Origin of the sequence: Alcanivorax sp., from assembly GCF_051117345.1 — a bacterium.
Classification (GTDB): Bacteria; Pseudomonadota; Gammaproteobacteria; order Pseudomonadales; family Alcanivoracaceae; genus Alcanivorax.
This window is the reverse complement of record NZ_JBNPEC010000182.1, coordinates 1-23,743: the sequence shown is the minus strand read 5'-3', so window position 1 is coordinate 23,743 and position 23,743 is coordinate 1. Positions and strand designations below refer to the sequence as shown.

Below are 23,743 nucleotides of genomic sequence, written 5' to 3'. Positions count from 1 at the left end.
GGCGGACCTGAAAGAGCAGATCACCTTCGAGCTGATGCCCCGCGCCTTCACCCGCTCCCGTCGTACCTCCCTGTTGATCGACACCGAACGCAAGCGGGTAATGGTGGATGCCTCGTCCGCCAGCCGCGCGGAAGAGGTGGTGGCCTGCCTGCGCAAGGCCATCGGCACCCTACCGGTGGCCTATCCGGCCCCCAACTCCGCCCCTTACACCAGCTTCAGCAACTGGCTGAAAGACACCAAGCTGCTGCCGGAAGGCTTCACCCTGGGGGATCGTTGCGAGCTGAAAGGCACCAAAGACGAAGGCGCTGCGGTGAAGTTCACCGCCGTGGATCTGGGTCAGGAAGAAATCCTCGCCCATCTGGAGACCGGCATGGTGGCGACGCGCATCAACCTGGCGTGGCAGGATTCCCTGGAGCTGGATATCAACGATAAGCTGGAGATCAAACGCATCAAGGCGCTGGATCTGCTGCAGGAAAATATCGACGCCATGGACGCAGACGATGCGGTGGCAGAACTGCAGGCGCGCATCAGCCTGCAGGGCAATGTACTGCGTGAAGCGCTGGATGGGTTGTTCGGGTATTTCGAGGTGAATCCGGCGTAACAGCAGCTACAAGCTTCAAGCTACAACGCGAATCACTGTCACCCTGTTGTCGAACGTTTCACCCGCGCCCCAGAGTTCGGGCGCGGGCAAAGCCTTTCCGTAAAGAAGCCCTCAATCGCGTTGCAGCTTGTAGCTTGCTTCCCCCAACGTAGTGTCAGAATGACCTGCCGCCAGAGGCGTTCCCCCTGTCGTTGCTTAATCATCAATGTCCTTGTCGTCTTCCTGGTCCTTGTCCAGTTTGACGATGGACCCTTCATCGCAGTCCGGGGAGTGGGTGAAGGTCTGTGTCACATCCAGATAGCCCAGATGCGACAGGGTGCGGCGACCCAGCAACACTGGATAGATCATATCCGAGCGGTCGTTCAGGGTGAATTGCTCTTCATAGACGGTGTTGCCCATGCACAGATTCATCAACACTACCGGGCGACGATCAGCACCGCCGGCACCGCGGATCAGTACTTTGCGGTAGCGGGGTTTCTCGAAGGTTTTTTCCATCTTTTTACCGCTGGCTTCATCGCGCACGTCCACGGTAAAGCGCACCCAGTTATCGCCATCTTTTTCAAAAATTTCCACATCCGTGGCATGCAGTGACGAGGTCAGGGCGCCGCTGTCCAGCTTTGCCTTCAGCTCCACACCCCAGGGTTCCAGCGTGGTTTTTTCCACCCAGCCAAATACCGGGCGATCGGCGGCGACAGTCTGGCCGGCCAGCAGTAGCAGGGCGGGGAACAGGGCAAGTGTCAGGCGAGGCATGGCATCTCCTTGATGATTCATAGTCGAACAGTACGACCGGCAACGGGCCGTCCGGTTCCCCGGCTGTCCCGATCAGACCGGGCCGGGCTCGAACTGATACTTGTCCGGCTCGAACTTGCGGGTGCGCATCCAGTACTGGAACGTGAAGCTGGGCCATAGAGTACGGTTCTTGCCGAATTCGTCCAGATACCAGCTCTCACAGCCACCGGAAGACCATACCGCATCATCCAGTTGTGCCTGCAGGCGCCGGTTGAAGCCCGCCTGCACCTCCGGCTTCACATCCAGGGAGCCGCCGTTCTCACCAAGCAGTTTGTTCACCGCCTGCATCACGTAGTTCACCTGTGCCTCGATCATGAACACGATGGAGGTATGCCCCAGCCCGGTGTTGGGCCCCAGCAGCATAAAGAAATTGGGGAAGCCACTCACCGAGATACCCAGGTAGGCTTCCATGCCGGTCTCGTCCCAGGTCTCGCGGATTTCCTCGCCGCCCTTGCCGATGATCTGCATGGGGCCGATGGGGTCGGATACCTTGAAGCCGGTGCCGTAGATAATGCAGTCCACCTCGCGCTCCACACCCTGGCCATCGACAATGCTGTGGGCCTTCACTTCCTGAATGCCGTCGGTAAGCACTGCCACGTTGTCGCGGTTCAGAGCGGGGTAATATTCATCGGACATGAGGATGCGCTTGCAGCCGATGGTGTAGTCCGGGGTGACTTTCTTGCGCAGTTCCGGGTCCTTGATGTTGCGGCGGATAAAGTGGCGGCCATACAGCTCGGCCAGCTTCATGGCGCGCGGGTCCACCGCCAGGCCCAGCACCCGGCTTTCCATCCACCAGTAGATGCCACCCCGGAACAGTTTCTGTGTCACCGGCAGGGTCTTGAACAGCAGCTTCTCAATCTTGCTCATGCGCCGGTCCGGTTTGCTCAGTACCCAGGGCGGGGTGCGCTGGTAAAGATCCAGTTGCTCCACTTCCGGGGCAATGCGCGGCACAAACTGGATGGCACTGGCGCCGGTGCCGACCGCCGCCACGCGTTTGCCGGTCAGGTCGTAATCATGGTTCCAGCGGGCGGAGTGAAAAGCCTCGCCCTGAAAGTTCTCCACCCCCGGCAGTGTTGGATAGGCGGGGATACTCAGCGCGCCGATGCCGGAGACGAAAATCCGGGTGGTCAGCTCGGTGCCGTCATGGGTGGTCACATGCCAGATCTGGGTTTGCTCGTCGTACTCTGCCCGCTCCACCTCGCAATTGAAGCGCATATGCGGGGTCACCCCGAACTTGTCGGCGCAGCGTTTCAGGTAATCCCAGATTTCCTGCTGGGGAGCAAACATGCGCGACCAGCGTGGGTTGGGGGCAAAGGAATAGGAATACAGGTGGGAGGGCACATCGCAGGCGCAGCCCGGGTAGATATTGTCGCGCCAGGTGCCGCCGATATCGCCGGCTTTTTCCAGCACCACGAAATCATCGTAACCGGCTTCCTTGAGCTGGATCGCCATACACAGTCCGGAGAACCCGGCACCCACCACAATCACCTGATGGTCTGCCCGGGTAGCATTATTGTTTTTGCTCATTGTGCACCTCCCTGGTTGCTTTCATCATGGCCCAAGGCGTCTGGACGGGCCACCGCTGTTGCGCATTGCCAGCACACCGTTACCGACGATAAACAAAGCCGAAGCGCCATGACCCGGGCGCGCCGGCTGCCTGCGTCATGACCAAGGTGGTCACCGCCACGCCGGTTACGATGGGGGCAGAGAAACATGAGGAATTTGCGATGACAGACAAGCCATCCGCGCCCTCCCTGGGGCTGTTGCTGGGAGAAAGCCGGGCCATGCTGGCCTACGGGCGTTACCTGCTGCGGGGCCTGGGCCACCGTCAGCTCCCCGCCGGTCGCGGCCAGCCGGTGCTGGTGCTGCCCGGGTTCGGTGCCAGCGATGTCAGTACCCGGCCCCTGCGCCGGGGCCTGACCCGGCTGGGTTACAGCGTCTACGGCTGGGCCCAGGGCACCAACCTGGGCATGACCAGCAAGCGAAAGGGCTTGCTGGTCAGTCAGCTGCAGGCGATCCACACCCGTCACGGCCAGCCGGTGGCGCTGATCGGCTGGAGCCTAGGCGGCGTGTTTGCCCGCGAACTGGCACGGGCCTACCCGGACCGGGTCAGCCAGGTATTCACCCTGGGCAGCCCCATCAATGGTGACCCGGAAGCCAACAACGTCACCTCCCTGTTCAACCTCTTTAACCCCAAGCGGCCACCACCGGATCGTGAGGCCTTCGAAGCCCGTATCCCGGCGCCGCCGGTGCCCTGTACCGCCATTTTCACCAAACAGGACGGCATCGTGTCCTGGCAATGCAGCCAGGAAGAAGAGGGCCCACTCACCGACAACGTGGAAGTGCAGGGCACCCATGTGGGCCTGCCCTGGAACCCCCAGGTGCTGGCGGCCATCGCCGAACGCCTGGCCCGCTGCCCGGAGACCGGCAATGAGTGATCTGCAACCGGGCCGCTACCGGCACTTCAAGGGCAACGAATATCAGGTCATCGGCACCGCCACCCATTCCGAGACCGGCGACACCCTGGTGGTCTATCGCCCGCTCTACGGCGACCAGGCCCTGTGGGTGCGCCCCCTGGCCATGTTCACCGAAACGGTCGAGCGCGACGGCAAGGTCCAGCCGCGCTTCGCCCGCATCGGTGAATGAGTTGAAAGTCCAAAGTTGAAAGTTCAAACGCGAATCAATGGGGCTGCCACCGGATAATCGCCGTGCCCGCGATTCTGGACGTGGGCGCGCGGGCCTGGCCTGGCGGCATAACAGGGCCTGCCCCGCGCTTTTCCACTTTTAACTTTCAACTTTCAACTCCCCCGGATGCTACAATGGCCCCTCGATAGCGGAGCCCATTGCATGACCACTTTTGCCGACCTCAATTTGCACGAGCGCCTGATCAGGGCACTCGGTGAACTGGAAATCACCACCCCCACGCCTGTCCAGGCCTCAGCCATCCCCGAGGCCCTGGCCGGCCATGACCTGCGTGTGGTCGCCCGCACCGGCAGCGGCAAGACCGCCGCCTTCATGCTGCCCATGCTGCACCAGCTGATGCAGCACTCGCGGCCGCGTACCGACACCCGTGCCCTGATTCTGCTGCCCACCCGCGAGCTGGCCCAGCAGACTCTCAAGCAGGTGGAGGCGCTGGGGCGTTATACCTTTATCAAGGCGGAGCTGGTCACCGGTGGGGAAGACTTCAAGGTGCAGGCCGCAAAGATGCGCAAGAACCCGGAAATCCTCATCGGCACCCCGGGGCGCCTGATCGAACATCTGGAAGCCGGCAACCTGCGCCTGCAGGATCTGGAAATGCTGGTGCTGGACGAATCCGACCGCATGCTGGACATGGGCTTCAGCGACGACGTACTGCGCCTGGCCGCAGAATGCCGCGCCGAGCGTCAGACCCTGCTGTTCTCCGCCACCAGCGGCGGCAACGCCATGGAGAAAATGGTCGCCTCCACCCTGCGCGATCCCAAGTCCCTGATGCTGGATTCCGTGCGCGACCTGAACGAATCCGTGGTTCAGCAGGTGATCACCGCCGACGACGTGAAACACAAGGAACGGCTGGTGCAGTGGTTGCTGGCCAACGAGACCTACGACAAGGCCGTGGTCTTCACCAACACCCGTGAGCAGGCCGACCGTATGGGTGGCGTGCTGGTGGCTTCCAACCTGAAAGTGTTCGTCCTGCACGGCGAGAAAGACCAGAAAGACCGCAAACTGGCCATGGACCGCCTCAAGGCCGGCGCCGTGAAAGTGCTGGTCGCCACCGACGTGGCCGCCCGGGGCATCCACGTGGACGGCCTGGATCTGGTAATCAACTTCGACATGCCGCGCAGTGGCGACGAATACGTCCACCGCATCGGCCGCACCGGCCGGGTGGGCGGCGATGGCACCGCCATCTCCCTGATTGCCGCCCACGAATGGAACCTGATGGCAGGTATCCAGCGCTACCTGCGCCAGAACTTCGAATACCGCCTGATCGAAGCCCTGAAGGGCAACTTCCTTGGCCCGAAAAACCTCAAGTCCAACGGCAAGGCGGCTGGCAGCAAAAAGAAAAAAATGAAGAAGAAAGAGGACGCCAAAAAAGGCAAAAAGCCGGCCAGGAAAAAGCCGGTAGCGAAGAAAAATTCGCGCACTAACAAGCCAGCGGTGCCGGATACCAATAGTGGCTTTGCCACGGTTAAAAAACGGAAAACCCCCGGGCCGATTGACTAAAAGGCAGTGAATAGTTAATAGCGAAACCAAAAACGAAAATCTATGGACGTTGCGCTATTGTTTATTCCGGGTTCGTCGCCTTAGGGGCATAGGCTTTCTCTAAGCCTTCTTTGGCAAAGTCGAGAATTTATGTCTTTGGTTTTCAACGAAAGAGGCCGCGCTCAACATGATGGCGCGGCCTCTTTCGTTAAATTGTCACGGTGCTTTCTCACGCAACTATTAACTATTCACTGTTAACTATTAACTGCTTTTCACATCATTTTCCCAACCATCCCCAACGGCAAATGCCGCATGGCAAAGCCCAGAGGCCCCCAGGGCCAGCCTGGCACCGACGCATTCTTCGGCTCTTTTTCGATCGCTTTCACCAGTGCCTTGCAGCCGGTTTCCGTGTCCACCAGGAAAGGCGTGTTCTTCACCTTTTCGTTGATCTCGGAGCGGATAAACCCGGGGAAGATGGTGGTCACCTGGATCGGGGAATTCTGCAGTTCCACCTGCAACCCTTCCGCGAGCATTGCAGCGCCGGCCTTGGTGGCGGCGTAGGTGGTGAGGTTTTTCTTCATGCCGCGCATGGCGCTGATGGAGGAGATCATCACCAGGTGGCCGCTGTTCTGAGCGCGGAAAATTTCCATGGCCGCTTCGGTCTGGGCCAGGGCTGCCACGAAGTTGGTTTCCGCGGTCTGCCGGTTGGCGTAGAAATAGCCGGTGCCCAGGGGCTGGCCCTTGCCCATGCCGGCGTTGATGATGACGCGATCAATGCCTGCCAGCTCGGTGCGGAACGCATCGAACACCGCAAACACCTGATCGTAATCGTTCACATCCAGCGGCTTGATCAGCACGGTGATGCCCGGATGCTTTTCTTCCAGTTCGGCTTTCAATGCTTCCAGCCGATCCATGCGCCGGGCACACAACGCCAGGTTACGGCCCATGGCGGCAAACAACCGTGCCATCCCTTCGCCCAGCCCGGAGCTGGCACCGGTGATTAGAATATTCTTGCGTGTCGGCATTGTTATCCCCTTGCTAATGGCTGCTGTAGGAGGCACCGCTTGAGGTGCGAACCTCGCGAAGCGAGGCGACAACGTTTGTGTCGCTCGCCGATGTTTTCTGAAACCTGTCGAGCGTTGATATTCCTGATCGTCCTGCGGACGATTTCCACGCTGGCGCGCGGTTCGCGCCTCAAGAGGCGCTCCTACAGCAGCTTCGTAGAAATGTTGAGGTTATCAGGAGGTCGCTTCTACCGATAAGTGACCTGCTCGCTCGGCAGATGCAGATGCTCGTTCACCGAGACTAGCCGCAGCTTGCCGGCATTCACAAGCACGCGGGTCACACTGGTGTTGATCAGGGTGCGGTTCCAGGTGATCAGGGCCTCGTCGGTGAGGCCCATCAGCCGCTGGATGATCACGCTGATGGCGCCGCCGGAGGTGAACACCAGGGCGCTGTCGCCGCTGCTCAGGCTGTTGCCTAGGCTGTAGGTGCTGGCCAGCACCCGTTCGCGGAAGGCGGGCCAGCTTTCGCTGTAGTCGCCGTCGCCGGTTTGCCAGCGGCGCAGGGCCTGCTCGAAGCGGGCCTGGAATACCTTGCGCGGGTGCTCCTGTTGCGCCAGCCACTGGGTCAGTGCTGCCCGGTCGCTGGCCAGGGGCCAGTCCACCGCCAGCAACTCGCTGTGGTTGTATTCGTTGAAGCCGGTATCCGTGTGCCATTCCTTTGCCAGGCCCAGTTCGCCCAGGGTCGCTTCCGCGGTTTCCACGTGGCGGCGCATGGTGCCGCAAATGGAGCGGGGCACCCCCAGATCCTGATTCTGCAGGGCGCGGCCGAGAATCCGGCTCTGCTCCCAGCCCACATCGGACAGCTGATCGTAATCTTCCTTGCCGAAGCTGGCCTGGCCGTGGCGGATCAGGTAGATCACCGGCATCAGGCTTTCTCCGCTTTTTCCAGTTTACGCTGCATGCGCTCGGCGCCTTTCAGCATGATCCGGTTGAACACAAACGGCATAAAACGCTTCATCCAGTAAGCCCGACGACCGCTCTTGTGGGGCAGCAGGAAGAACTGCTGTTTGGCCACCGCCTTCTTGATCATCTCGGCGATCTGGTCGGCGGTGAGCTCATCACTGGAGAGCAGCTTGTCCACCGTTTCGATCATGCCCGGTTCCGGGGTACGCATGGATTCGTGCAGGTTGGTGCGGAAGAAACCCGGGCACACCACCGTGGTGTGAATGCCATAGGGCGCGAGCTCGAAACGCAGGGTTTCTGACAGGGAAATCACCCCGGCCTTGGTCACGTTATAGCTACCCATCACCGGCGCATGCAGCAGCCCGGCCAGGGAGGCGATGTTGACAATGTGGCCGTGGCCCTGGCGCTTCATCATCGGCACAAACACCTTGCAGCCGCGCACCACGCCCTTCACGTTGATATCGAAAATCCAGTCCCAGTCGGCCATGTCGCCGCGATCAATGCGGGCGGCACCGGCCACCCCGGCATTGTTCACCAGCACATCCACGCCACCCCAGTTCTGCTCCAGCCACTCGCGGGCATTGTTGAAGCTGGCCGCATCGCGCACATCCAGATACTGGAATTGCAATTCGCCGGGCAGATCCTTCAGGGCTGCCAGGGTTTCTGCGGCGCGCTCCTGGTTTACGTCGCCGATCAGTACCCGGGCGCCATCGCGCAGCCAGGCCTCGGCCATGGCGCGGCCCAGCCCGGAGGCGCCGCCGGTGATCAGGATGCGTTGTGGGGTCTGGCTCATGGTGTGTCCTGTGGTCATGGTGGTTTTGGTCGCGGATTGTGCGTCAGGCGTCGACCCGCCGGCATCGGGGGTCTTATCCATTGACCGATGCTAGTGACGGCGTTTCAATTAATCCAATGAATCCTCGCAATGACCAATGATAAACGCCATGCATGTTTCGCGGTTCGATCTCAATCTTTTCGTGGTTTTCGATGCCATCTACACCGAAGGCTCCCTGACCCGCGCCGCCAAGGTGCTCAACCTGACCCAGCCGGCGGTAAGCCATGCCCTGGGCCGCCTGCGCGACCGTCTGGATGATCCGTTGTTCGTGCGCCAGGGCAGCCGCATGGTGCCCACCGCCCGGGCGCGGGCCATGGTCAGCCCGGTGCGTCATGCCCTGGGCGGTTTCCAGCGCTGCTTAAGTGATGAGGGCGGTTTCGATGCCAGCGAGGCGGAGCGCACCTTCGTGCTTGGCCTGCGCGATGGCCTGGAAGGCTGCCTGCTACCGTCGCTGATGGCACAGCTCATGGAGGGCGCGCCGGGGGTACGTTTGCAATCACTCACTATCAGCCGAAAGCAGATGGCCACTGAGCTGGCCAGCGGCCGGCTGGATCTGGCTTGTGACGTAATGCTGGCCCTGCCGGAATCCATCGAGCATGTGCCGGTACTCAGCGGCCCGCTGGTGGTGATGATGCGCGAAGGCCATGAACTGGCCGCAGAGATGGACCTGCCCAGTTATCTCGCCGCCCAGCATGTGCTGGTGTCGTCCCGCCGCGAAGGCCCCGGCCTGGAAGATTTCGGCCTGGCCCGGCAAGGCTACCGGCGTCATATCCGCCTGCGCTGCCAGCACTACCAGGCGGCCATCAGCACCGTGCAGAACACTGACCTGTTGCTCACCCTGCCAGCCACCCTGGCCGGGCGCCTGTCCCGCAAGGGCATGGTGATCAAATCCTTCCCCGCCGACCTGCCCTGCCTGGAAATGCACCTCTACTGGCACCGCGACCAAAGCGGCGACCCGGCCCATAGCTGGTTGCGGCAGCGGGTGTTGGGGTTGTTGAAAGAACAGCAGGAGCAATTAATAGTGAATAATGAATAGTTAATAACGCGCGGAAGCGCGTTTCAGGTTTTACAACGGCAGAGGCCGCGTCCAGACGTCTGAGCGCGGCCTCTGCCGTTACGAACAGGGGGTGTCTGCTCGCGCGTTATTCATTATTAACTATTAATTATTCATTAGAATTTTCCCTGCCCAATACGGATTTTCCTCCACCCGAATATCCGTGGGCTTCACCACGTCCCCACAGTGGCTGCACTGCAGCTGGGCTTCCAGGGGTTCGCCGCATTGGCGGTGGTAGCGGGTGAGGGGGGCGCCGTGTTCGCCGGCCAGGTGTTTGTCGCCCCACTGAGCCAGATGCACGATCACCGGGTAGAGCTCCTTGCCCATGGCGGTGAGCCGGTATTCATGGCGCAGGGGGCGTTCCTGGTAGGCCACCTTGTCGAGCACGCCGCCCTCGGTGAGTTTGCGCAGGCGGTCGCTGAGCACATGGCGGGTGACGCCCAGGCGTTGCTGGAAATCATCGAAGCGGCGCACGCCCATAAAGCAGTCGCGCAGCACCAGCAGCGTCCAGTTGTCGCCGATAATGGCCAGGGTGCGGGCCAGGGAACAGGGCTGTTGATCGATGTCTTGCCAGCGCATGCTAAACCTCCGTGAACGTTTTCTGATCATACCGGGTTGACGCGTTCCCAAAAAGAACCGATTATAAGTTCCAAATAGGAACTAACTAGTCGACCTACAGACACCAGGAGGCTCCATGCCTGAATCCGCCGTAGTCGTAATCGGTGCCGGTGATGCCACCGGCGGCGCCATCGCCAAACGTTTTGCCCGCGAAGGCTATACCGTCTGTGTTACCCGCCGCAGCGTCGATGCCCTGGCGCCCCTGGTGCAGGAAATCGAACAAGCCGGCGGCAAGGCCCGCCCGTTCGGCTACGATGCCCGCGACGAGGAGCAGATGGTGGCGCTGTTCGACACCATCGAGAAAGAGGTGGGGCCGGTGGAGGTGGTGGTGTTCAACATCGGCGCCAACGTGTTTTTCTCCATCCGTGAGACCACCGCCCGGGTGTACCGTAAGGTGTGGGAAATGGCCGCCTTCGCCGGTTTCCTGGCGGGCCGCGAAGCCGCCCGCGTGATGGTGCCGCGCAATAAAGGCACCATCATCTTCACCGGCGCCACCGCCTCATTGCGTGGCGGCAAGGGTTTCTCCGCCTTCGCTGGCGCCAAGTTTGCTCTGCGTGCTTTGGCGCAAAGTATGGCCCGGGAGCTGGGGCCGGAAGGCATCCACGTGGTCCACCCGATCATCGACGGCGCCATCGACACCGCCTTTATCCGCGACAACTTCCCGGCCAAGTATGCCGAGAAAGAGCAGGGCGGCATCCTCAACCCGGAGCACATCGCCGACACCTACTGGATGCTCCACCAACAACCCCGCGACGCCTGGACCCACGAAATCGACCTGCGCCCGTGGATGGAAACGTTCTAAATACCCGACAACCCTTCTCCGTAGGAGCGTCGCTCGCGGCGCGATAACCCAACGTCTGGAATCGCGCCGCCAGCGACGCTCCTACGGAAATTCCTGAAAGGAAAACCCCATGACCCAAAAAATCGAATTCCTCTTCGATGTCGGAAGTCCCACCGCCTACCTGGCCTGGAGCCAGCTCCCCGCCCTGTGTGAGCGCACCGGCGCCGAACTGGTCTACACTCCCGTGCTGCTCGGCGGCATCTTCAAGGCCACCGGCAACAACCCGCCCGGCGCCGTGCCCGCCAAGGGCATGTACATGATGCGCGACCTGGCCCGCTACTCGAAGCGCTACCAGGTACCGCTCACCATGAACCCGCACTTCCCGGTGAACACCATCACCCCCATGCGCATCATCACCGCCGCCATCGGCACCCCGGAACAGGATGCCGTGATCACCGCCTTCTACAACGCCATGTGGCGCGAGCCCTGCAAACTGTCCGAGCCGGAAGAAATCACCCGCGTGCTCACCGACGCCGGCCTGGATGCGCAAGCCTGGCTGGAAAAAGCCGCCAGCGATGAGGTGAAAGAGCAGCTCAAGACCAACACCGACGCTGCCATCAAGCGTGGCGTATTCGGGGCGCCGACGATGTTTGTGGGGAATGAAATGTTCTTTGGGCAGGATCGGCTGGATTTCGTGGAAGAAGCGGTGAAAGGCAGATAGAAAGGCAGTTAATAGTTAATAGTTAACAGTTAATAGTTAACAGTTAATAGCGAAAATCAAAACAAGCGGTAAAAGCCGAATGCCGGGGGGCCACGTAAAACGCACCCGTTGGAGCTATGCTTGCATGGCGAACCGGCGCCGGGTTGCGAAAGAAAATCGAAGGAAGACCTGCCTCGTTACCCCTGTTAAGTTATCAAGGAGCCAATGATATCTTGGCGGAGGAAATATGCAGGAGATGATCAACGAGGGTCTGGTTGCGTGGGTAGATGCTGCAGGGTTGGCCCTGCTCGCCATCATTGGCGGGTTGCTTGTCTATAAGGCGCTGGTCTACCTGGTTGGCCGTTTTGCCCAGTCTGCCTCCGTCGGCCGCATCTTCTTTGACGCGGCGGCGCGGGCCATTGGCGTGTCGTTGGCCCTGATCGCCCTGAGCAGTGTGCTGCATACCGTGCCCGAGGAGCTTCCCTGGCTGGCGCAGATCCGCCACGGCACCACGCTGCTGCTGATCATCGCCCTCACCTGGACCGCCGTCGGCTTCACCTCCGCCATTGGCGACGTCATCGTCAAACTGAATCCGGCCTACGAAAACGAATGGAAGCGGGCGCGCAAGGTGGAAACCCAGACCCGCTTTCTGGTTCGCTGTCTGAATATCGTCATTGTACTGGTCGGCACCGGTGCCGCCCTGATGACCTTCGATTCCGTCCGCCAGATCGGCACCAGCCTGCTGGCTTCCGCCGGTATCGGCGGCATCATCCTCGGCTTTGCCGCCCGCCCGGTGCTCAGCAACCTGCTGGCGGGTATGCAAATCGCGCTCACCCAACCCTTCCGCATCGATGACGCCATGTTTGTGCAGGGCGAATGGTGCTGGGTGGAAGAAGTCACGGCCACCTATGTGGTCCTGCGGGTGTGGGATCTGCGCCGCCTGGTCGTGCCGCTGCAATGGTTTATCGAAAACCCCTTCCAGAACTGGTCACGCAATACCGCCGACCAGATCGGTAGCACCCTGATCTGGGCAGATTACGGTATCCCCATCGAGCCGTTGCGTGAGGAATTCTATCGCCTGCTGGAAGAGGCCTCGGAGTGGGATGGTTCCACCGGCACCGTTCAGGTTGTGGAAGCCGGGGAAAAAGCCATACAGATCCGCTTCCTGATGAGCGCCGGGAATTCCACCACCCTCTGGAACCTGAGGTGCTCCATCCGCGAAGACATGATCGCTTTTATCCAGAAGCAGTTTCCCCAGTACCTGCCCCGTTATCGTGCGCAGGTGGAAGCGCCCCAGGAGCCAACCGGCCAGGCCAACCTGTTCCCCTGATTCGACAAAGTAATAAACAGCGAATGGTTACCTTGGCAATGTCACCGCTTATTCTTCGTCAAAGAAATGTTTCATCGGCTCCATCTGTTGGTGGAGTATTCGGATGATGAAAATATCGTTTTCGCGTTGCCGGTAAAAAATGGCGTGTCGTTGGGTCGTGACGGCGAACGCCGTCTGCGATCTCCTGGCACTCAGGCCCCATCAGTGGGGCACCAGCCAGAAGGCGCAGGACGTTATCCAGGTCGTCGGTGTAAGCGTCGGGCCTGGTTAAGTTAAGTAGGGTGTATTCGTAGATAGTTCTGAAGTCTTCAGCGGCAAGCCTGGAGAGCTTATACATCGTGCTTTTTCTTCACCTGGGCCGCAATCTCGTGCAGAGACAGTTCGCTTTCACCGCTTTTCTCGCCTGCCACCACCGCGTTTCTCTGCGCGGCTATCTGGCTTTCCTGCTGTTCCAGCAGGCGCAAGGCGGAACGCACGACCTCGCTGGTTGAGCCGTAACGTCCTGACTCGATCAACTTGCCGATAAAGTCGTCCAGCTGGGAGCCAATAGTGATGCTCGTTGTCCTAGCCATGGCTTGCACCTGTGTGAATAATTAACACAGTCATTCTAGCGCCATCGGGTGCGATAAAGAAAGGCCCTGAGTGGGCCGGTGGCGACTCTGCAAAATGCGCAATTATTTGCTATCGTCGCCGATCTTTTGTCGCTGACGGATGCGGGCTGATGCTGAAATGGGTTTACGGTGTATTGATTGCCGCGTTTGTCGCGATGGTGGTGGGCGGGGTGGTCAGCAAGGCCAAAGATTCCTGGCAGGCCCAGCAGCGTGCCATCACCATGATGCAGGAAAGCCAGCAGAAACAACGGCAGAAATACGACGAAATCCGCGACCGCATTGCTCGCACCCAGGCCCAACCCACCCTCAGCGACCACGACCACTGGCTGATTGCCCACCTGCAGAAAACGCTCGGTCGCCTGGAACAGGTCGTCGACGGCCAGCAAACCCACTCCATCCAGCTCTATCGCGGCTTACTACGCACCTGGGTGGGGTATGCCTTTCTGGGTATTGCCATGGTGGTGCTGGCGTTCTGCCTGCTGGTGCGCCCCAGCAAGGCGCTTACCCGCGAAGAGAAGCAGTGGCTGGCAAGCAACCCCCGCGACATCCCCGGCCTGCTGCTCGACCCCGGCGCCTACCGCAATAATGCGGCGCCCGTCCGTGGTGGCAGCAACTTCGTCACCGCCCGTATCAAACCGGCCAAGAGCGACGAGTTACGCATCACCCGCAGCCGGGCACTCAGTGGCATGGGCCTGGCCTTTCTGATCGCCCCCCAGGGCGGCCTGGCGGTGGAGCTCTACTACATTGCCGACGCCTTGTTCGTGTCCCATATTCCCTTCGATCAGATGACATGGGGCGGCACCATGCAGGCGCTGATGCTGTCCATCTCATTCACCCTGGCCGGGCTGTTCGTATTGTTCTCCACCACCAGCAACGCCCGCCTGGACCGCCGCCAGCAAACCATCATCCTGCCCGGCGACAACCGCACCCTGGCGTTCAATGAAGTGGAATCCGTCCAGCTAAACCAGGTACTCACCACCGGCGAACGCAGCTTCGTCAACAGCCAGATCCAGCTAAACCTGCGCAACGGCGAATCCCTGTCCCTGCTCAGCCACGCCGGCAAGGAACAGATCTACGTGGACCTGATCCGCACCGCCCTGTTCCTGGATAAACCGGCAGTGATTCCGGAGTCTTGATAGCGATGGCTAGCCAGGGGTTGGTTGTCGCTATTAATTATTAACTATTCATTATTAATTAATCTCCGCGTTTCCTTGTCCGAAAAAAATGTGTAGATTCGGAGCTGGATCACAAATAAAAACCGGTCAGCCAGGGTGGCGTGGCCTGCGAAAGCGAATCGGGGGAAGGGGTGCCTGTCTGTTTATCTCTATGCTTCCCTGCGGCTGCTTCCTACGTGTTTTTCCGGTGATTCAATGTAAGAGAGATGTCATGGGTTCTCTCGTTGCGGGTATTTGGAATGGAAGATTTATAAAGGGGGAAGAATGAAGCCTGATGAGTTGCAGTATGGAAGTTTGAAATCTTTACTTTCCGTTCATGAAGAGAAAGGGCGGGGGGAGTCTATCGCGTTCTTGAACTGGTTCTTGGAGAACATTTTCAGGCTTGATGGTGTGGAGGCGGATGATGCGATATGTGATAGGCCTAATGATAGAGGGATTGATGGGCTCTATGTCGATCACACTCAGGAAGTTATTTATGTTCTCCAGGGGAAAATAAAACAGAAAGAGTCGACCCTTGGCGATGCATCACTGAGAGAGTTGGCGGGAACTATAACCCAATTGTTCGATGAAGAATCTGTTCAATCCCTTCTTAATGGAGGAGCTAATGAGGAATTAAAAAAAGTTCTTAGAAGAAACAATGTGAAAGTTTTGGTTTCAAAGGGGTATAAGGTACAAGGTCTTTTTGTATGTAATCACCCTCTAGATGCAAATGGTGAAGAGTTTCTGCGGCAGGAAAAATCGATAACCGTTTATGATAGAAATAGAATAGCAGAAGAGTTTGTTGATATTGAGAAAGAGGGTGGCGTTGATGGGGTGTATGAGTTTGATGCAAGCTATGTCGAGCCCATTGTTTTGCAGACGTCAGATACGGCTACAACATATATTCTTCCTGTCCAGGCAATTGAGCTTATGGGGATGGAGGGAATCGATGATGGTACACTTTTTTCTCAAAACGTAAGGCAGTCTCTAGGAAATACAAAGGTTAATAAAGCCCTGCTCAAGAGTGTTAACGATGCTTCTGAGCATGAGAATTTCGTTCTTTATCATAATGGTGTGAATATACTTTGTGAAGAGGTGACTCGTGAAGGAGAGCGCCTAAAGATAAAAAACTATGTTGTTGTGAATGGGGCGCAAAGCATATCAACGTTTAAAAAGGCAGCGGAAAGTATAACTGATAGCCTTAGAGTTGTTGCCAAGATAATTCAAATCCAAGATGCAGATTTGTCAAAAAAGATTACGGTCAATAGCAATAATCAGAATGCGATTAAGCCTCGTGACTTAAAGTCAACAAATGAAGTTCAGTTGAGGCTTAGGGAAGAGTTTTCTAAGGTCGAAGAGGGCAGGTATGAGCTAGAAATTAAACGAGGGCAACAGCAAAGGAAAGGTTCGGTTCTAATTACCAATGAAGAAGCTGGAAGGCTTTTGCTCGCTTTTGACTTGATGGAGCCAGAGAGTTGTCATCAGGTTTATAAGCTTTTTGATGATAAATATTCTGATATTTTTGCAAGGCCAGCGGTTGATGCATATAGAATAATTTTCCTCAGTCTTATTATGGATGTTGTTGTTGGTGTGTCTCCGGAGATTGAGTATAAGCCTCTCTCAAAGTATGGTTTGACGCGTTTCTTCTTGATTTCTGTAGTGTCTGATCTCATGAGGAGTGACTCTCATGCTGAGGTGTATTATAAAGATCCCTCTTTGCTTTTTAAGGAGGGTCGAGTTGATATTTTTATGTCGGCGATTGAGTCAATACTTAAGTCTCTAATTATTGACTTGAATTATGAAGTTGAAGATCTTGGTGAGCAGTTCGACTATAAAGGTGATTTCAAGAGCCCTGCTAAAGTAAGAGAATTGAGAAGCAAGCTCCTGCGTAGTTATAAAAAGGATGTTGCAAGAGGCAAAGCGGAATCATTTGAAAAGTGTCTTTCATAAAAGAGGCGGTTGGGTTCTAGGTTTGGGGGTGTAATGCTTAAAATTGGTGCTCAATTAGAATTGAATGTTTGTCCGCATTGCGGCGTGAATACGCCTAATCTTCCGCTTCATACTCAGCTTGATACCAAAAATGCTGAGAAAACGAAGAAAATGACATGGGGTGTTTATATATGTAAGCGCTGTGGCGGTGTTGTTACTGCTTTAGCAGAAAAAATGGGTTCTGAAGTGATATCTTATTTTCCTGCTGCGCCGGAAGTAGATGAGGCATTGCCGGAGCGAGCCAAAGTTTATTTGTATCAAGCATTTCAATCAATTCATGCGCCTGCTGGTGCTGTAATGCTGGTGGCCAGTGCTGTTGATGCTATGTTGAAAGAAAAAGGGCTTGTGTCAGGCTCTCTCTATTCTCGTATTGATTTAGCTGAACGTGACGGCATTATAACCAAGGATATGGCTGTTTGGGCTCATGAGGTTAGACTCGATGCTAATGATCAGCGACATGCTGATCAGGATGCTCCTCTTCCGACATTAGAGGATGCTAAGCGAGCAATTGATTTTGCAGCGGCTATAGGGCAATTTTTATTTGTTTTGCCGGCTCGTATAAAGAAGGGTTTGCAATCTTCTCTTTCTTGAATAGCTCTCAAAGCGAGAGTGCTAGGTGTCCTGTTTTTTCGCGAAAATGATTTTTCTTTTAAAAATACCCTTGCTTCCAAAGAAGGCAAGGGTATTTTTTTAGAAGCTAGAAGCTAGAAGCTAGAAGCTAGAAGCTAGAAGCTAGAAGCTACTCAGTCGTTAATCGCCTTCTCCATAAACGGGGGCAACACCAACGCCCCTTTATGCATCGCTGCTGAATAATACTTGGTCTCAAACCCTTTCCCGGTAGCGTCCGCCTCACGGAAGCCGCCCACGTCCGTGTTCTTGCCTGCCATAGTGCAGCTCCACCAGCCGCTGGGGTAGACCGGCTGCGGGAAGGGCAGAGTCTGGGTGGTGGTGAAACCGGCTTCGCGCATGTTGGCGTGCAGGTCCTTGATGATGGTGTCGCTGTGCAGCAGCGGGGATTCAGACTGCTGCACGATGATGCCGCCATCGGCCAGCACGCGGTGGCAATCGCGGAAGAAGTCGGCCTTGAACAGGCCTTCTGCCGGGCCCACCGGGTCGGTGGAATCCACGATGATCACGTCCACGCTGCCGTCGTCGCAGTCGCGCATGTATTGCACGCCGTCTTCGAACAGCAGCTCGGCGCGGCTGTCGTTGTTGGACTCGCACAGTTCCGGGAAGTATTTCTCGGAGTAGCGGGTGACCATTTCGTCGATGTCGATCTGGGTGGCTTTTTCCACGCTTGAGTGACGCAGCACTTCACGCAGGGTACCGCAGTCGCCGCCACCAATGATGATGACGCGCTTGGGGTTGGCGTGGCTGAACAGCACCGGGTGCGACATCATCTCGTGGTAGAGGAAGTTGTCGCGGGTGGAGAGCATGGTGGCGCCATCGATGGTCATCAGGTAACCGAAGGTGTCGGTTTCCCACATCTCGATGTGCTGATACTCGGTCTGCACTTCTTCCAGCTTCTGCTTGAGGCGCAGGCCGAAGGCGGTGCCGGCGGTGTCGAAGTGCTCGTAAAACCAGTTGTCTTTGGTGCTGCTCATGGGCGGTTCCGGTGGAGGCGAATAAGGGGTGTTCGATGGGTGAACGATAGCCGCGATTGTAAGTCCTATCGCTCGCCTGTCAAAGCAGGAAAAAGGGGTGCGAGTGCCGCGCCCCGGCAGGCATAATGCCCCCAGACGACTTCCTTACTCAGGACAGGTAATGACCGATAGAACACCCGTACCCGCCAGCGACATCTATAACGTGGACCGCTGGGGCGATAGCTACTTCCGTATCGATAACCAGGGCCAGCTGTGTGTGCGGCCCAATGGCGAGCAGGGCGGCCAGGCGACACTGGAAGCGGTGCTTGAGCACTGCCGGGCGGCGGGGCTGCGGGCGCCGGTGCTGGCGCGCTTTTCCGGGATTCTGCGCCAGCGGGTGAAGCTGCTGGCCGGGGCCTTCCGTGAGGCTATCGAGACCAACCAGTATCAGGGCGGCTATACGCCGGTGTACCCGATCAAGGTGAACCAGCAGCGCCGGGTGGTGCATGAGATCCTGCGGGCCCGTGAAGATGGCGAGCGCATTGGCCTGGAGGCGGGCTCCAAGCCGGAGCTGCTGGCCGTGCTGGCGCTCTCCAACCCGGGCGACACCATCGTCTGTAACGGCTACAAGGACGCGGAATACCTGCGCCTGGCGCTGATGGGCGAGAAGCTGGGCTTTCACGTGCACATCGTGGTGGAGAAGATGTCCGAGCTGCCGGCGCTGCTGTCGCTGGCAGATGAGCTGGGCGTGTCGCCGCGGATCGGCCTGCGGGTGCGGCTGATGAGTATCAGCAAGGGCAATTGGCAGAATACCGGTGGCGAGAAGTCCAAGTTCGGGTTGAGCGCACCGCAGTTGATGGCGGCCATCGAGCATTGCCGGGCGGCGGATCGGCTGGACTGCGTGACCCTGCTGCATTTTCATCTGGGCTCCCAGGTGGCCAATATCCAGGATATCAAGGCGGGCATGCGTGAAGCGGCCCGTTACTACACCGAGATGCGCGCGCTGGGCGCGGCGGTGGACACCGTGGATGTGGGCGGCGGCCTGGGGGTGGATTATGAAGGTACCCACTCCCGTTCCTATTGCTCCATGAACTACGGGGTAGGCGACTATGCCCGCCATATCGTGCAGACCCTGCAGCAGCAGTGTGCCCTGCACGGCCTGCCGGAACCCAACATCATTTCCGAATCCGGCCGGGCGCTGACCGCCCACCATGCGGTGCTGTTGGTGAATATCACCGATCAGGAGCAGATGTCGCCGGTGGCGGTGGACGCGCCGGCGGCGGACGATGTGGCCGAGCTGCATCAGCTGTGGGAGTTGCAACAGGTGCTGGCCGGTGCGCCGGGCAATCTGCTCGAGCGCTTCTCGGAAGTGACCGGCGCCTGGCAGGACATTCACCAGCGTTATATCGCCGGTGACCTGGGCCTGGACACCCGCGCCCGTGGCGAGCAGCTGTATATCAACTGCCTGCTGGCCCTGCGCGGTCGCCTCAACCCGCTACGCAAACAGCAGCGCGAGCTGCTCGACAGCCTCAACGAAACCCTGGCGGACAAGCTGTTCGTGAATTTCTCCGTGTTCCAGTCGGTGCCGGATGTGTGGGGTATCAATCAAGTGTTCCCGGTGCTGCCGCTGTCCGGCCTGGACAAGCCCGCCACCCGCCGGGCGGTGATCCAGGACATTACCTGCGATTCCGATGGCCGCATCGATCAGTTCGTGGATGGCGAAGGCGTGGAAGCCACCTTGCCGCTGCCGGAACAGCTCAACGGCCACCTGGGCATTTTCATGGTGGGCGCCTACCAGGAAATCCTCGGCGACATGCACAACCTGTTCGGCGACACGGATTCCGTGGATGTGGACGTGGAGGCGGACGGCGCCATCACCCTGAGCCACGCCATTCAGGGCGACACGGTGAGCACGGTGCTGCGCTACGTGAACTACGATACCGATAAGCTGCTGGCCTCCCTGGAGCAACATTGCCGCCAGGCGCATTTGAGCCATGCAGAACAAGATGGCTTCATCGAACTGGTACGCGAGGGGTTGGCAGGGTATACCTATCTGGAGTGATAGGGTGCGAGACAATAAATGCGTCTCTACGAAGCCGCTGTAGGAACGGAGCGTAGCGGAGTAACGCACGTAGTTCCGTGCGGCCCGAAGGGTGAGCGTAGCGAATAACGCCTCTCGAGGCGCGAACCGAGCGTAGCGAGGCGACAGAGATTTCAGGTATTCCGAATGCGATGAATGAAACCTGTCGAGCGCTGTAATGCCTGATCGCCCTGCGGGCGATTTCCTTGCTGCGCAAGGTTCGCACCTCGAGAGGAGCTCCTACAGGGGCTTCGTAGCTAGCAGCTCGTCGCTCGCAACTGATTCTAAGCCAGCAAGGAGAACAAGATGCGTTATGAACTCTGTGCCAGCCAGGACCTCCCGCAAGGGAAAAGCCGTGCCATGGAGGCCGGTGGCAAGAAACTGGTGGTGTACCACCTGAGTGATGGCTTTTATGCCACCCAGGCCCGTTGCACGCATATGTTTGCGCCGCTGGGTAAGGGCAAGATTCTTGAAGACAAGTGTGTGCAGTGCCCGCTGCACCGCGCGCGGTTTGATATCCGTACCGGTGAAGTGAGCGAGTGGGCCAACTTTCCGCCCGGCGTGCAGTTGCTGAATGTGGTACGTGGAGAGAAAGCCCTGGAGACCTGGCCGGTCACGGAAGAAGACGGCCACCTGTTTGTGGAGATGTAATGGCAGCAAGGACGGAAGCCCAGCAACGGGCAACGCTGGAGCGGCTGGAGAAGTTCAGCCGTTTTACCGACAGCAGCATCGGTATCCCCTTCACCAAATTCCAGATCGGTGCCGAGGCCATTATCGGCCTGGTGCCGCTGGTGGGTGATGCCGCCGGTTTGGTGCTGTCCAGCTATGTGCTGATCGAAGCGCAGCGGGCCGGCGCCAGCAAGGGCGTGAAGTTGCGTATGCTGCGCAACATCGGCATCGATTTTCTCGGTGGCCTGTTGCCGGTGGTGGGCGATGCTTTTGATGCGATCTACAAGGCCAATACCCGCAATACCAAGCTGCTGAAGAACTATCTGGAAAAGCAGCTTGAGGTGGAACCCCCGGCACCGCCCTTCCCCTGGAAGACCCTGATCGGGCTGTCCATCCTGTTTGCCGTGGTTACCGGTGGGCTGACGCTGATTTTCTAGGGCGTTGGTTCCGTGTTGTTGGAGCCTTGCTCGCAAGGCGAAAGGTTGTCGGTTTTATCGGGCCTTCGCCTTACGAGCAAGGTTATTCGCTACGCTCACCCTCTGGGCCGACCTATGGTCGTTACTCCACTCCGCTACGCTCCAACAGCAATATCTCAGTGTTCTCCGTGCCCTCTGTGGTAAAAATCGTCTTTCACGCGGTTCCGACTGCGAACAAGAATTCACTTTTATATTGCCCATAGCCTCGGCAGAATGAGGAAAGCCGTGTGTGAATGCCTCGGGAGGATCGGGCGCTGACGACACATCGCTGGCGGTTGCCTGTGTGCCGAAGGGCACAACTGTCAGGGCGTGTCCGTGTCCGGTACCGGGGTGTTTGCGAAACCGCGCAACCCTGACTGGAGGAACGCTGAATGGATACAGCCACCCCGCCACCGCAGGCCGAGCCCGATACTCCGGACGGCCGTATCAATCCCCTGGTTTTCTATGGTTCCACCACCGGCATTGTGCTGTTCGCCCTGTGGGCCATGCTGTTCACCGAACAGGCCAATGAAACCATCTACGGCGCTCTTGCCTGGATTTCCGACAGCTTCGGTTGGTTCTATTTTATTTCCGTGGTGGCCTATCTGGTTTTCGTGATTGCCATCGCCTGTTCCCGCTATGGCAGCATCAAGCTGGGGCCGGACCACGCGGAGCCGGAATTCAATATCGTTACCTGGGCGGCCATGCTGTTTTCCGCCGGTATCGGTATCGATCTGATTTTCTATTGCGTGGTGGAGCCCGTCACCCAGTACCTGACGCCGCCGGTAGGCGAGGGTGGTACGGTGGAAGCGGCCCGCGAGGCCATGCAGATCACCTTCCTGCACTGGGGCTTGTCGGGCTGGGGCATCTATTCCCTGGTGGGCATGTCGCTGGCCTATTTCAGTTATCGCCATGGGTTGCCGCTGACCATTCGCTCTGCGTTGTACCCCATCTTCGGCAAGCGTATTCACGGCACCATCGGTAACGCAGTGGATATCGCTGCCGTGCTGGGCACCGTGTTCGGGGTGGCCACCAGTCTCGGTATCGGCATCATCCAGCTTAACTTCGGCCTGAACTACATGTTCGGCATTGCCGAGAGCACGCTGACTCAGGCGGTGCTGGCGATCTTTATTGTGCTGTTCTCGGCGATCTCCGCCGCCACCGGTGTGGACAAGGGCATCCGCCGCCTCTCCGAGTTCAACATGCTGCTGGCCATCGTGCTGATGCTGTTCGTGCTGGTGGTGGGAGACACCCGCTTCCTGCTGGATGCGCTGGTGATGAATGTGGGCGATTACCTGACCCACTTTATTTCCATGTCTTTCGATACCTATGCCTTTGATCCGCCGCAGGATTGGCTGAATGCCTGGACGGTGTTCTTCTGGGCCTGGTGGATTGCCTGGGGGCCGTTCGTGGGGCTGTTCCTGGCGCGTATTTCCCGGGGCCGCACCATTCGCAGCTTTGTGGCCGGCACCCTGATTCTGCCGCTGACCTTCATGATGGTATGGATGTCCGTGATGGGGAATTCCGCCATCGACATGGTCATGAATGGCGCCACCGAATTCGGCAAGGAAGCGGTGGGCAACCCGGGTTCTGCGATCTACCTGTTCCTGGAACAGCTACCCTGGGTCACGGTGACCACCATTGTGGTGACGGTGCTGGCCATCGTGTTCTTCGTCACCTCCGGGGATTCCGGCTCGCTGGTGCTGTCCAATCTCACCTGTCGCATCAAGGACCCGAACAACGATGCGGCGCCGTGGATGCGCATTGTCTGGGCCACCATCATTGGTGTGGTGACGCTGGCCTTGCTGATGACCGACGGGCTGGCGGCACTGCAGAGTGCGGTGGTGATTATGGGGCTGCCGTTCGCCTTTGTGTTGTTCCTGATGATGATCGGTCTGCACCGGGCGTTGAAGCTGGAAGGAATGAAATCCACCAGCATGCAGGACGCCCTGGCCGGGCAGCTATCCGGGCGAACCAGTTCCCGCTCCGAGCATGAAAGCTGGAGCAAACGTCTTGCCCGGGCGGTCAGCTTTCCCAATGAAAAACAGGTGGCCCAGTTCATCGACAAAACCGTTCGCCCGGCGTTCGAGGCCGTCAAGGAAGAGCTGGCGGAAAAGGGTTACCCGGTGGACATTGCCGAGGACAGTGGCGATCAGCTGCACATTGCCCTGAATGTGGACCTGGGCGGCGAGCAGAACTTTACCTACCAGGTGTGGCCGCGCCGCTGCCTGATGCCATCGTTCACGGTGCGCACCCAGCAGTCCCGATCCGTGTATTACCGGCTGGAGGTTCACCTGCGTGAAGGCGGGTTGAGCTATGACCTGATGGGCTACAGCCGTGATCAGGTGATC

General features: G+C 58.4%; 24 protein-coding genes. 15 read left to right on the top strand and 9 right to left on the bottom strand.

Going from position 1 to position 23,743, the window contains the following annotated elements; genetic code table 11:
- Positions 1 to 601, top strand: a 601-nt coding sequence (gene rdgC, locus ACFE0K_RS11765) for a recombination-associated protein RdgC (RefSeq protein ID WP_434536245.1), incomplete at its 5' end; no start/stop codon positions are given.
- A gap of 195 nt (positions 602 to 796) precedes the next feature.
- On the opposite strand, the gene ACFE0K_RS11760 is transcribed toward rdgC, so the two are convergent.
- Positions 797 to 1,351 carry an ATP-dependent zinc protease family protein gene (locus tag ACFE0K_RS11760; protein WP_434536244.1) on the bottom strand — a complete coding sequence of 185 codons (555 nt, stop codon included), beginning with the start codon at positions 1,349 to 1,351 and terminating at the stop codon, positions 797 to 799.
- A 72-nt stretch (positions 1,352 to 1,423) separates the two neighbouring features.
- A complete protein-coding gene (locus tag ACFE0K_RS11755) occupies positions 1,424 to 2,917 on the bottom strand; it encodes a flavin-containing monooxygenase (protein WP_434536243.1) in 1,494 nt (497 codons plus the stop codon).
- Between the two features lie 200 nt (positions 2,918 to 3,117).
- Between ACFE0K_RS11755 and ACFE0K_RS11750 the strand changes: the two genes are divergently transcribed.
- The 3 genes from ACFE0K_RS11750 (at position 3,118) to ACFE0K_RS11740 (ending at position 5,590) form a co-directional block, all read left to right on the top strand.
- Positions 3,118 to 3,828 carry an esterase/lipase family protein gene (locus ACFE0K_RS11750; protein WP_434536242.1) on the top strand — a complete coding sequence of 237 codons (711 nt, stop codon included), beginning with the start codon at positions 3,118 to 3,120 and terminating at the stop codon, positions 3,826 to 3,828.
- The gene (locus ACFE0K_RS11745) at positions 3,821 to 4,036 is read left to right on the top strand and encodes a DUF1653 domain-containing protein (RefSeq protein WP_335626866.1); all 216 of its coding nucleotides are present in this window, start codon (positions 3,821 to 3,823) and stop codon (positions 4,034 to 4,036) included. Before ACFE0K_RS11750 ends, ACFE0K_RS11745 begins: the two co-directional genes overlap by 8 nt.
- Before the next feature lie 201 nt (positions 4,037 to 4,237).
- A complete protein-coding gene (locus ACFE0K_RS11740; RefSeq protein WP_434536241.1) occupies positions 4,238 to 5,590 on the top strand; it encodes a DEAD/DEAH box helicase in 1,353 nt (450 codons plus the stop codon).
- Between the two features lie 251 nt (positions 5,591 to 5,841).
- Here ACFE0K_RS11740 and ACFE0K_RS11735 read toward each other — a convergent pair whose 3' ends face one another.
- The 3 genes from ACFE0K_RS11735 to ACFE0K_RS11725 all read right to left on the bottom strand — a co-directional run bounded on the left by ACFE0K_RS11735 (position 5,842) and on the right by ACFE0K_RS11725 (position 8,410).
- The gene (locus ACFE0K_RS11735) at positions 5,842 to 6,594 is read right to left on the bottom strand and encodes an SDR family oxidoreductase (protein WP_434536240.1); all 753 of its coding nucleotides are present in this window, start codon (positions 6,592 to 6,594) and stop codon (positions 5,842 to 5,844) included.
- A gap of 227 nt (positions 6,595 to 6,821) precedes the next feature.
- Positions 6,822 to 7,499 carry a histidine phosphatase family protein gene (locus ACFE0K_RS11730; protein ID WP_434536239.1) on the bottom strand — a complete coding sequence of 226 codons (678 nt, stop codon included), beginning with the start codon at positions 7,497 to 7,499 and terminating at the stop codon, positions 6,822 to 6,824.
- Positions 7,499 to 8,410: an SDR family oxidoreductase gene (locus ACFE0K_RS11725; RefSeq protein WP_434536238.1), complete on the bottom strand. Its 912-nt coding sequence runs from the start codon at positions 8,408 to 8,410 to the stop codon at positions 7,499 to 7,501. Before ACFE0K_RS11725 ends, ACFE0K_RS11730 begins: the two co-directional genes overlap by 1 nt.
- Positions 8,411 to 8,477: 67 nt before the next feature.
- Between ACFE0K_RS11725 and ACFE0K_RS11720 the strand changes: the two genes are divergently transcribed.
- Positions 8,478 to 9,404, top strand: coding sequence for a LysR family transcriptional regulator (locus ACFE0K_RS11720; RefSeq protein ID WP_434536237.1), 927 nt, complete (start codon positions 8,478 to 8,480; stop codon positions 9,402 to 9,404).
- Between the two features lie 123 nt (positions 9,405 to 9,527).
- Here ACFE0K_RS11720 and ACFE0K_RS11715 read toward each other — a convergent pair whose 3' ends face one another.
- Positions 9,528 to 10,001, bottom strand: coding sequence for a winged helix-turn-helix transcriptional regulator (locus tag ACFE0K_RS11715; RefSeq protein WP_434536236.1), 474 nt, complete (start codon positions 9,999 to 10,001; stop codon positions 9,528 to 9,530).
- A 115-nt stretch (positions 10,002 to 10,116) separates the two neighbouring features.
- Between ACFE0K_RS11715 and ACFE0K_RS11710 the strand changes: the two genes are divergently transcribed.
- The 3 genes from ACFE0K_RS11710 (at position 10,117) to ACFE0K_RS11700 (ending at position 12,851) form a co-directional block, all read left to right on the top strand.
- Positions 10,117 to 10,842: an SDR family oxidoreductase gene (locus ACFE0K_RS11710; RefSeq protein ID WP_434536235.1), complete on the top strand. Its 726-nt coding sequence runs from the start codon at positions 10,117 to 10,119 to the stop codon at positions 10,840 to 10,842.
- A 109-nt stretch (positions 10,843 to 10,951) separates the two neighbouring features.
- Positions 10,952 to 11,542: a 2-hydroxychromene-2-carboxylate isomerase gene (locus ACFE0K_RS11705; protein WP_434536234.1), complete on the top strand. Its 591-nt coding sequence runs from the start codon at positions 10,952 to 10,954 to the stop codon at positions 11,540 to 11,542.
- Positions 11,543 to 11,768: 226 nt separating this feature from the next.
- Positions 11,769 to 12,851 (top strand): mechanosensitive ion channel family protein, encoded by a 1,083-nt coding sequence (locus tag ACFE0K_RS11700; protein WP_434536233.1) that lies wholly within the window; start codon positions 11,769 to 11,771, stop codon positions 12,849 to 12,851.
- Between the two features lie 58 nt (positions 12,852 to 12,909).
- On the opposite strand, the gene ACFE0K_RS11695 is transcribed toward ACFE0K_RS11700, so the two are convergent.
- Entirely contained in the window at positions 12,910 to 13,188 is a 279-nt protein-coding gene (locus ACFE0K_RS11695) for a type II toxin-antitoxin system RelE/ParE family toxin (protein WP_434536232.1), read from the bottom strand.
- On the bottom strand, positions 13,181 to 13,423 hold the full coding sequence (locus ACFE0K_RS11690) for a type II toxin-antitoxin system ParD family antitoxin (RefSeq protein WP_434536231.1): 243 nt from the start codon (positions 13,421 to 13,423) through the stop codon (positions 13,181 to 13,183). Before ACFE0K_RS11690 ends, ACFE0K_RS11695 begins: the two co-directional genes overlap by 8 nt.
- Before the next feature lie 149 nt (positions 13,424 to 13,572).
- On the opposite strand from ACFE0K_RS11690, the gene ACFE0K_RS11685 reads away from it, so the two are divergent.
- From ACFE0K_RS11685 to ACFE0K_RS11675, 3 genes are all read left to right on the top strand, one after another.
- Positions 13,573 to 14,598, top strand: a complete 1,026-nt coding sequence (locus ACFE0K_RS11685; protein ID WP_434536230.1) for a hypothetical protein — start codon at positions 13,573 to 13,575, stop codon at positions 14,596 to 14,598.
- Positions 14,599 to 14,901: 303 nt separating this feature from the next.
- Entirely contained in the window at positions 14,902 to 16,566 is a 1,665-nt protein-coding gene (locus ACFE0K_RS11680) for an AIPR family protein (RefSeq protein WP_434536229.1), read from the top strand.
- Positions 16,567 to 16,599: 33 nt separating this feature from the next.
- Positions 16,600 to 17,196 (top strand): DUF4145 domain-containing protein, encoded by a 597-nt coding sequence (locus tag ACFE0K_RS11675; protein ID WP_434536228.1) that lies wholly within the window; start codon positions 16,600 to 16,602, stop codon positions 17,194 to 17,196.
- Between the two features lie 152 nt (positions 17,197 to 17,348).
- Here the strand turns inward: ACFE0K_RS11675 and speE are convergent, their stop codons facing one another.
- Positions 17,349 to 18,209 (bottom strand): polyamine aminopropyltransferase, encoded by an 861-nt coding sequence (speE, locus tag ACFE0K_RS11670; RefSeq protein ID WP_434536227.1) that lies wholly within the window; start codon positions 18,207 to 18,209, stop codon positions 17,349 to 17,351.
- Between the two features lie 160 nt (positions 18,210 to 18,369).
- Here speE and speA point away from each other — a divergent pair, with 160 nt between their 5' ends.
- The 4 genes from speA to betT all read left to right on the top strand — a co-directional run.
- A complete protein-coding gene (speA, locus tag ACFE0K_RS11665) occupies positions 18,370 to 20,250 on the top strand; it encodes a biosynthetic arginine decarboxylase (RefSeq protein WP_434536226.1) in 1,881 nt (626 codons plus the stop codon).
- Between the two features lie 324 nt (positions 20,251 to 20,574).
- Positions 20,575 to 20,919 carry a Rieske (2Fe-2S) protein gene (locus ACFE0K_RS11660; RefSeq protein ID WP_434536225.1) on the top strand — a complete coding sequence of 115 codons (345 nt, stop codon included), beginning with the start codon at positions 20,575 to 20,577 and terminating at the stop codon, positions 20,917 to 20,919.
- A complete protein-coding gene (locus ACFE0K_RS11655; RefSeq protein ID WP_434536224.1) occupies positions 20,919 to 21,374 on the top strand; it encodes a DUF4112 domain-containing protein in 456 nt (151 codons plus the stop codon). The genes ACFE0K_RS11660 and ACFE0K_RS11655 overlap by 1 nt, the downstream gene beginning before the upstream one ends.
- 410 nt (positions 21,375 to 21,784) lie before the next feature.
- Positions 21,785 to 23,743, top strand: a 1,959-nt coding sequence (gene betT, locus ACFE0K_RS11650) for a choline BCCT transporter BetT (RefSeq protein ID WP_434536223.1), incomplete at its 3' end; no start/stop codon positions are given.

Excerpts from the sequence above, each read along its gene's own strand:
- speA (WP_434536226.1), top strand. The coding sequence starts at position 18,370 with ATGACCGATAGAACACCCGTACCCGCCAGCGACATCTATAACGTGGAC.
- ACFE0K_RS11760 (WP_434536244.1), bottom strand. The coding sequence starts at position 1,351 with ATGCCTCGCCTGACACTTGCCCTGTTCCCCGCCCTGCTACTGCTGGCC.
- ACFE0K_RS11730 (WP_434536239.1), bottom strand. The coding sequence starts at position 7,499 with ATGCCGGTGATCTACCTGATCCGCCACGGCCAGGCCAGCTTCGGCAAG.
- speE (WP_434536227.1), bottom strand. The coding sequence starts at position 18,209 with ATGAGCAGCACCAAAGACAACTGGTTTTACGAGCACTTCGACACCGCC.
- ACFE0K_RS11710 (WP_434536235.1), top strand. The coding sequence starts at position 10,117 with ATGCCTGAATCCGCCGTAGTCGTAATCGGTGCCGGTGATGCCACCGGC.
- ACFE0K_RS11745 (WP_335626866.1), top strand. The coding sequence starts at position 3,821 with ATGAGTGATCTGCAACCGGGCCGCTACCGGCACTTCAAGGGCAACGAA.
- ACFE0K_RS11725 (WP_434536238.1), bottom strand. The coding sequence starts at position 8,410 with ATGGATAAGACCCCCGATGCCGGCGGGTCGACGCCTGACGCACAATCC.
- ACFE0K_RS11755 (WP_434536243.1), bottom strand. The coding sequence starts at position 2,917 with ATGAGCAAAAACAATAATGCTACCCGGGCAGACCATCAGGTGATTGTG.
- ACFE0K_RS11660 (WP_434536225.1), top strand. The coding sequence starts at position 20,575 with ATGCGTTATGAACTCTGTGCCAGCCAGGACCTCCCGCAAGGGAAAAGC.
- ACFE0K_RS11695 (WP_434536232.1), bottom strand. The coding sequence starts at position 13,188 with ATGTATAAGCTCTCCAGGCTTGCCGCTGAAGACTTCAGAACTATCTAC.
- ACFE0K_RS11675 (WP_434536228.1), top strand. The coding sequence starts at position 16,600 with ATGCTTAAAATTGGTGCTCAATTAGAATTGAATGTTTGTCCGCATTGC.
- ACFE0K_RS11700 (WP_434536233.1), top strand. The coding sequence starts at position 11,769 with ATGCAGGAGATGATCAACGAGGGTCTGGTTGCGTGGGTAGATGCTGCA.
- ACFE0K_RS11715 (WP_434536236.1), bottom strand. The coding sequence starts at position 10,001 with ATGCGCTGGCAAGACATCGATCAACAGCCCTGTTCCCTGGCCCGCACC.
- ACFE0K_RS11720 (WP_434536237.1), top strand. The coding sequence starts at position 8,478 with ATGCATGTTTCGCGGTTCGATCTCAATCTTTTCGTGGTTTTCGATGCC.
- ACFE0K_RS11705 (WP_434536234.1), top strand. The coding sequence starts at position 10,952 with ATGACCCAAAAAATCGAATTCCTCTTCGATGTCGGAAGTCCCACCGCC.
- ACFE0K_RS11655 (WP_434536224.1), top strand. The coding sequence starts at position 20,919 with ATGGCAGCAAGGACGGAAGCCCAGCAACGGGCAACGCTGGAGCGGCTG.
- ACFE0K_RS11740 (WP_434536241.1), top strand. The coding sequence starts at position 4,238 with ATGACCACTTTTGCCGACCTCAATTTGCACGAGCGCCTGATCAGGGCA.
- ACFE0K_RS11680 (WP_434536229.1), top strand. The coding sequence starts at position 14,902 with ATGAAGCCTGATGAGTTGCAGTATGGAAGTTTGAAATCTTTACTTTCC.
- ACFE0K_RS11735 (WP_434536240.1), bottom strand. The coding sequence starts at position 6,594 with ATGCCGACACGCAAGAATATTCTAATCACCGGTGCCAGCTCCGGGCTG.
- ACFE0K_RS11690 (WP_434536231.1), bottom strand. The coding sequence starts at position 13,423 with ATGGCTAGGACAACGAGCATCACTATTGGCTCCCAGCTGGACGACTTT.
- ACFE0K_RS11750 (WP_434536242.1), top strand. The coding sequence starts at position 3,118 with ATGACAGACAAGCCATCCGCGCCCTCCCTGGGGCTGTTGCTGGGAGAA.
- ACFE0K_RS11685 (WP_434536230.1), top strand. The coding sequence starts at position 13,573 with ATGCTGAAATGGGTTTACGGTGTATTGATTGCCGCGTTTGTCGCGATG.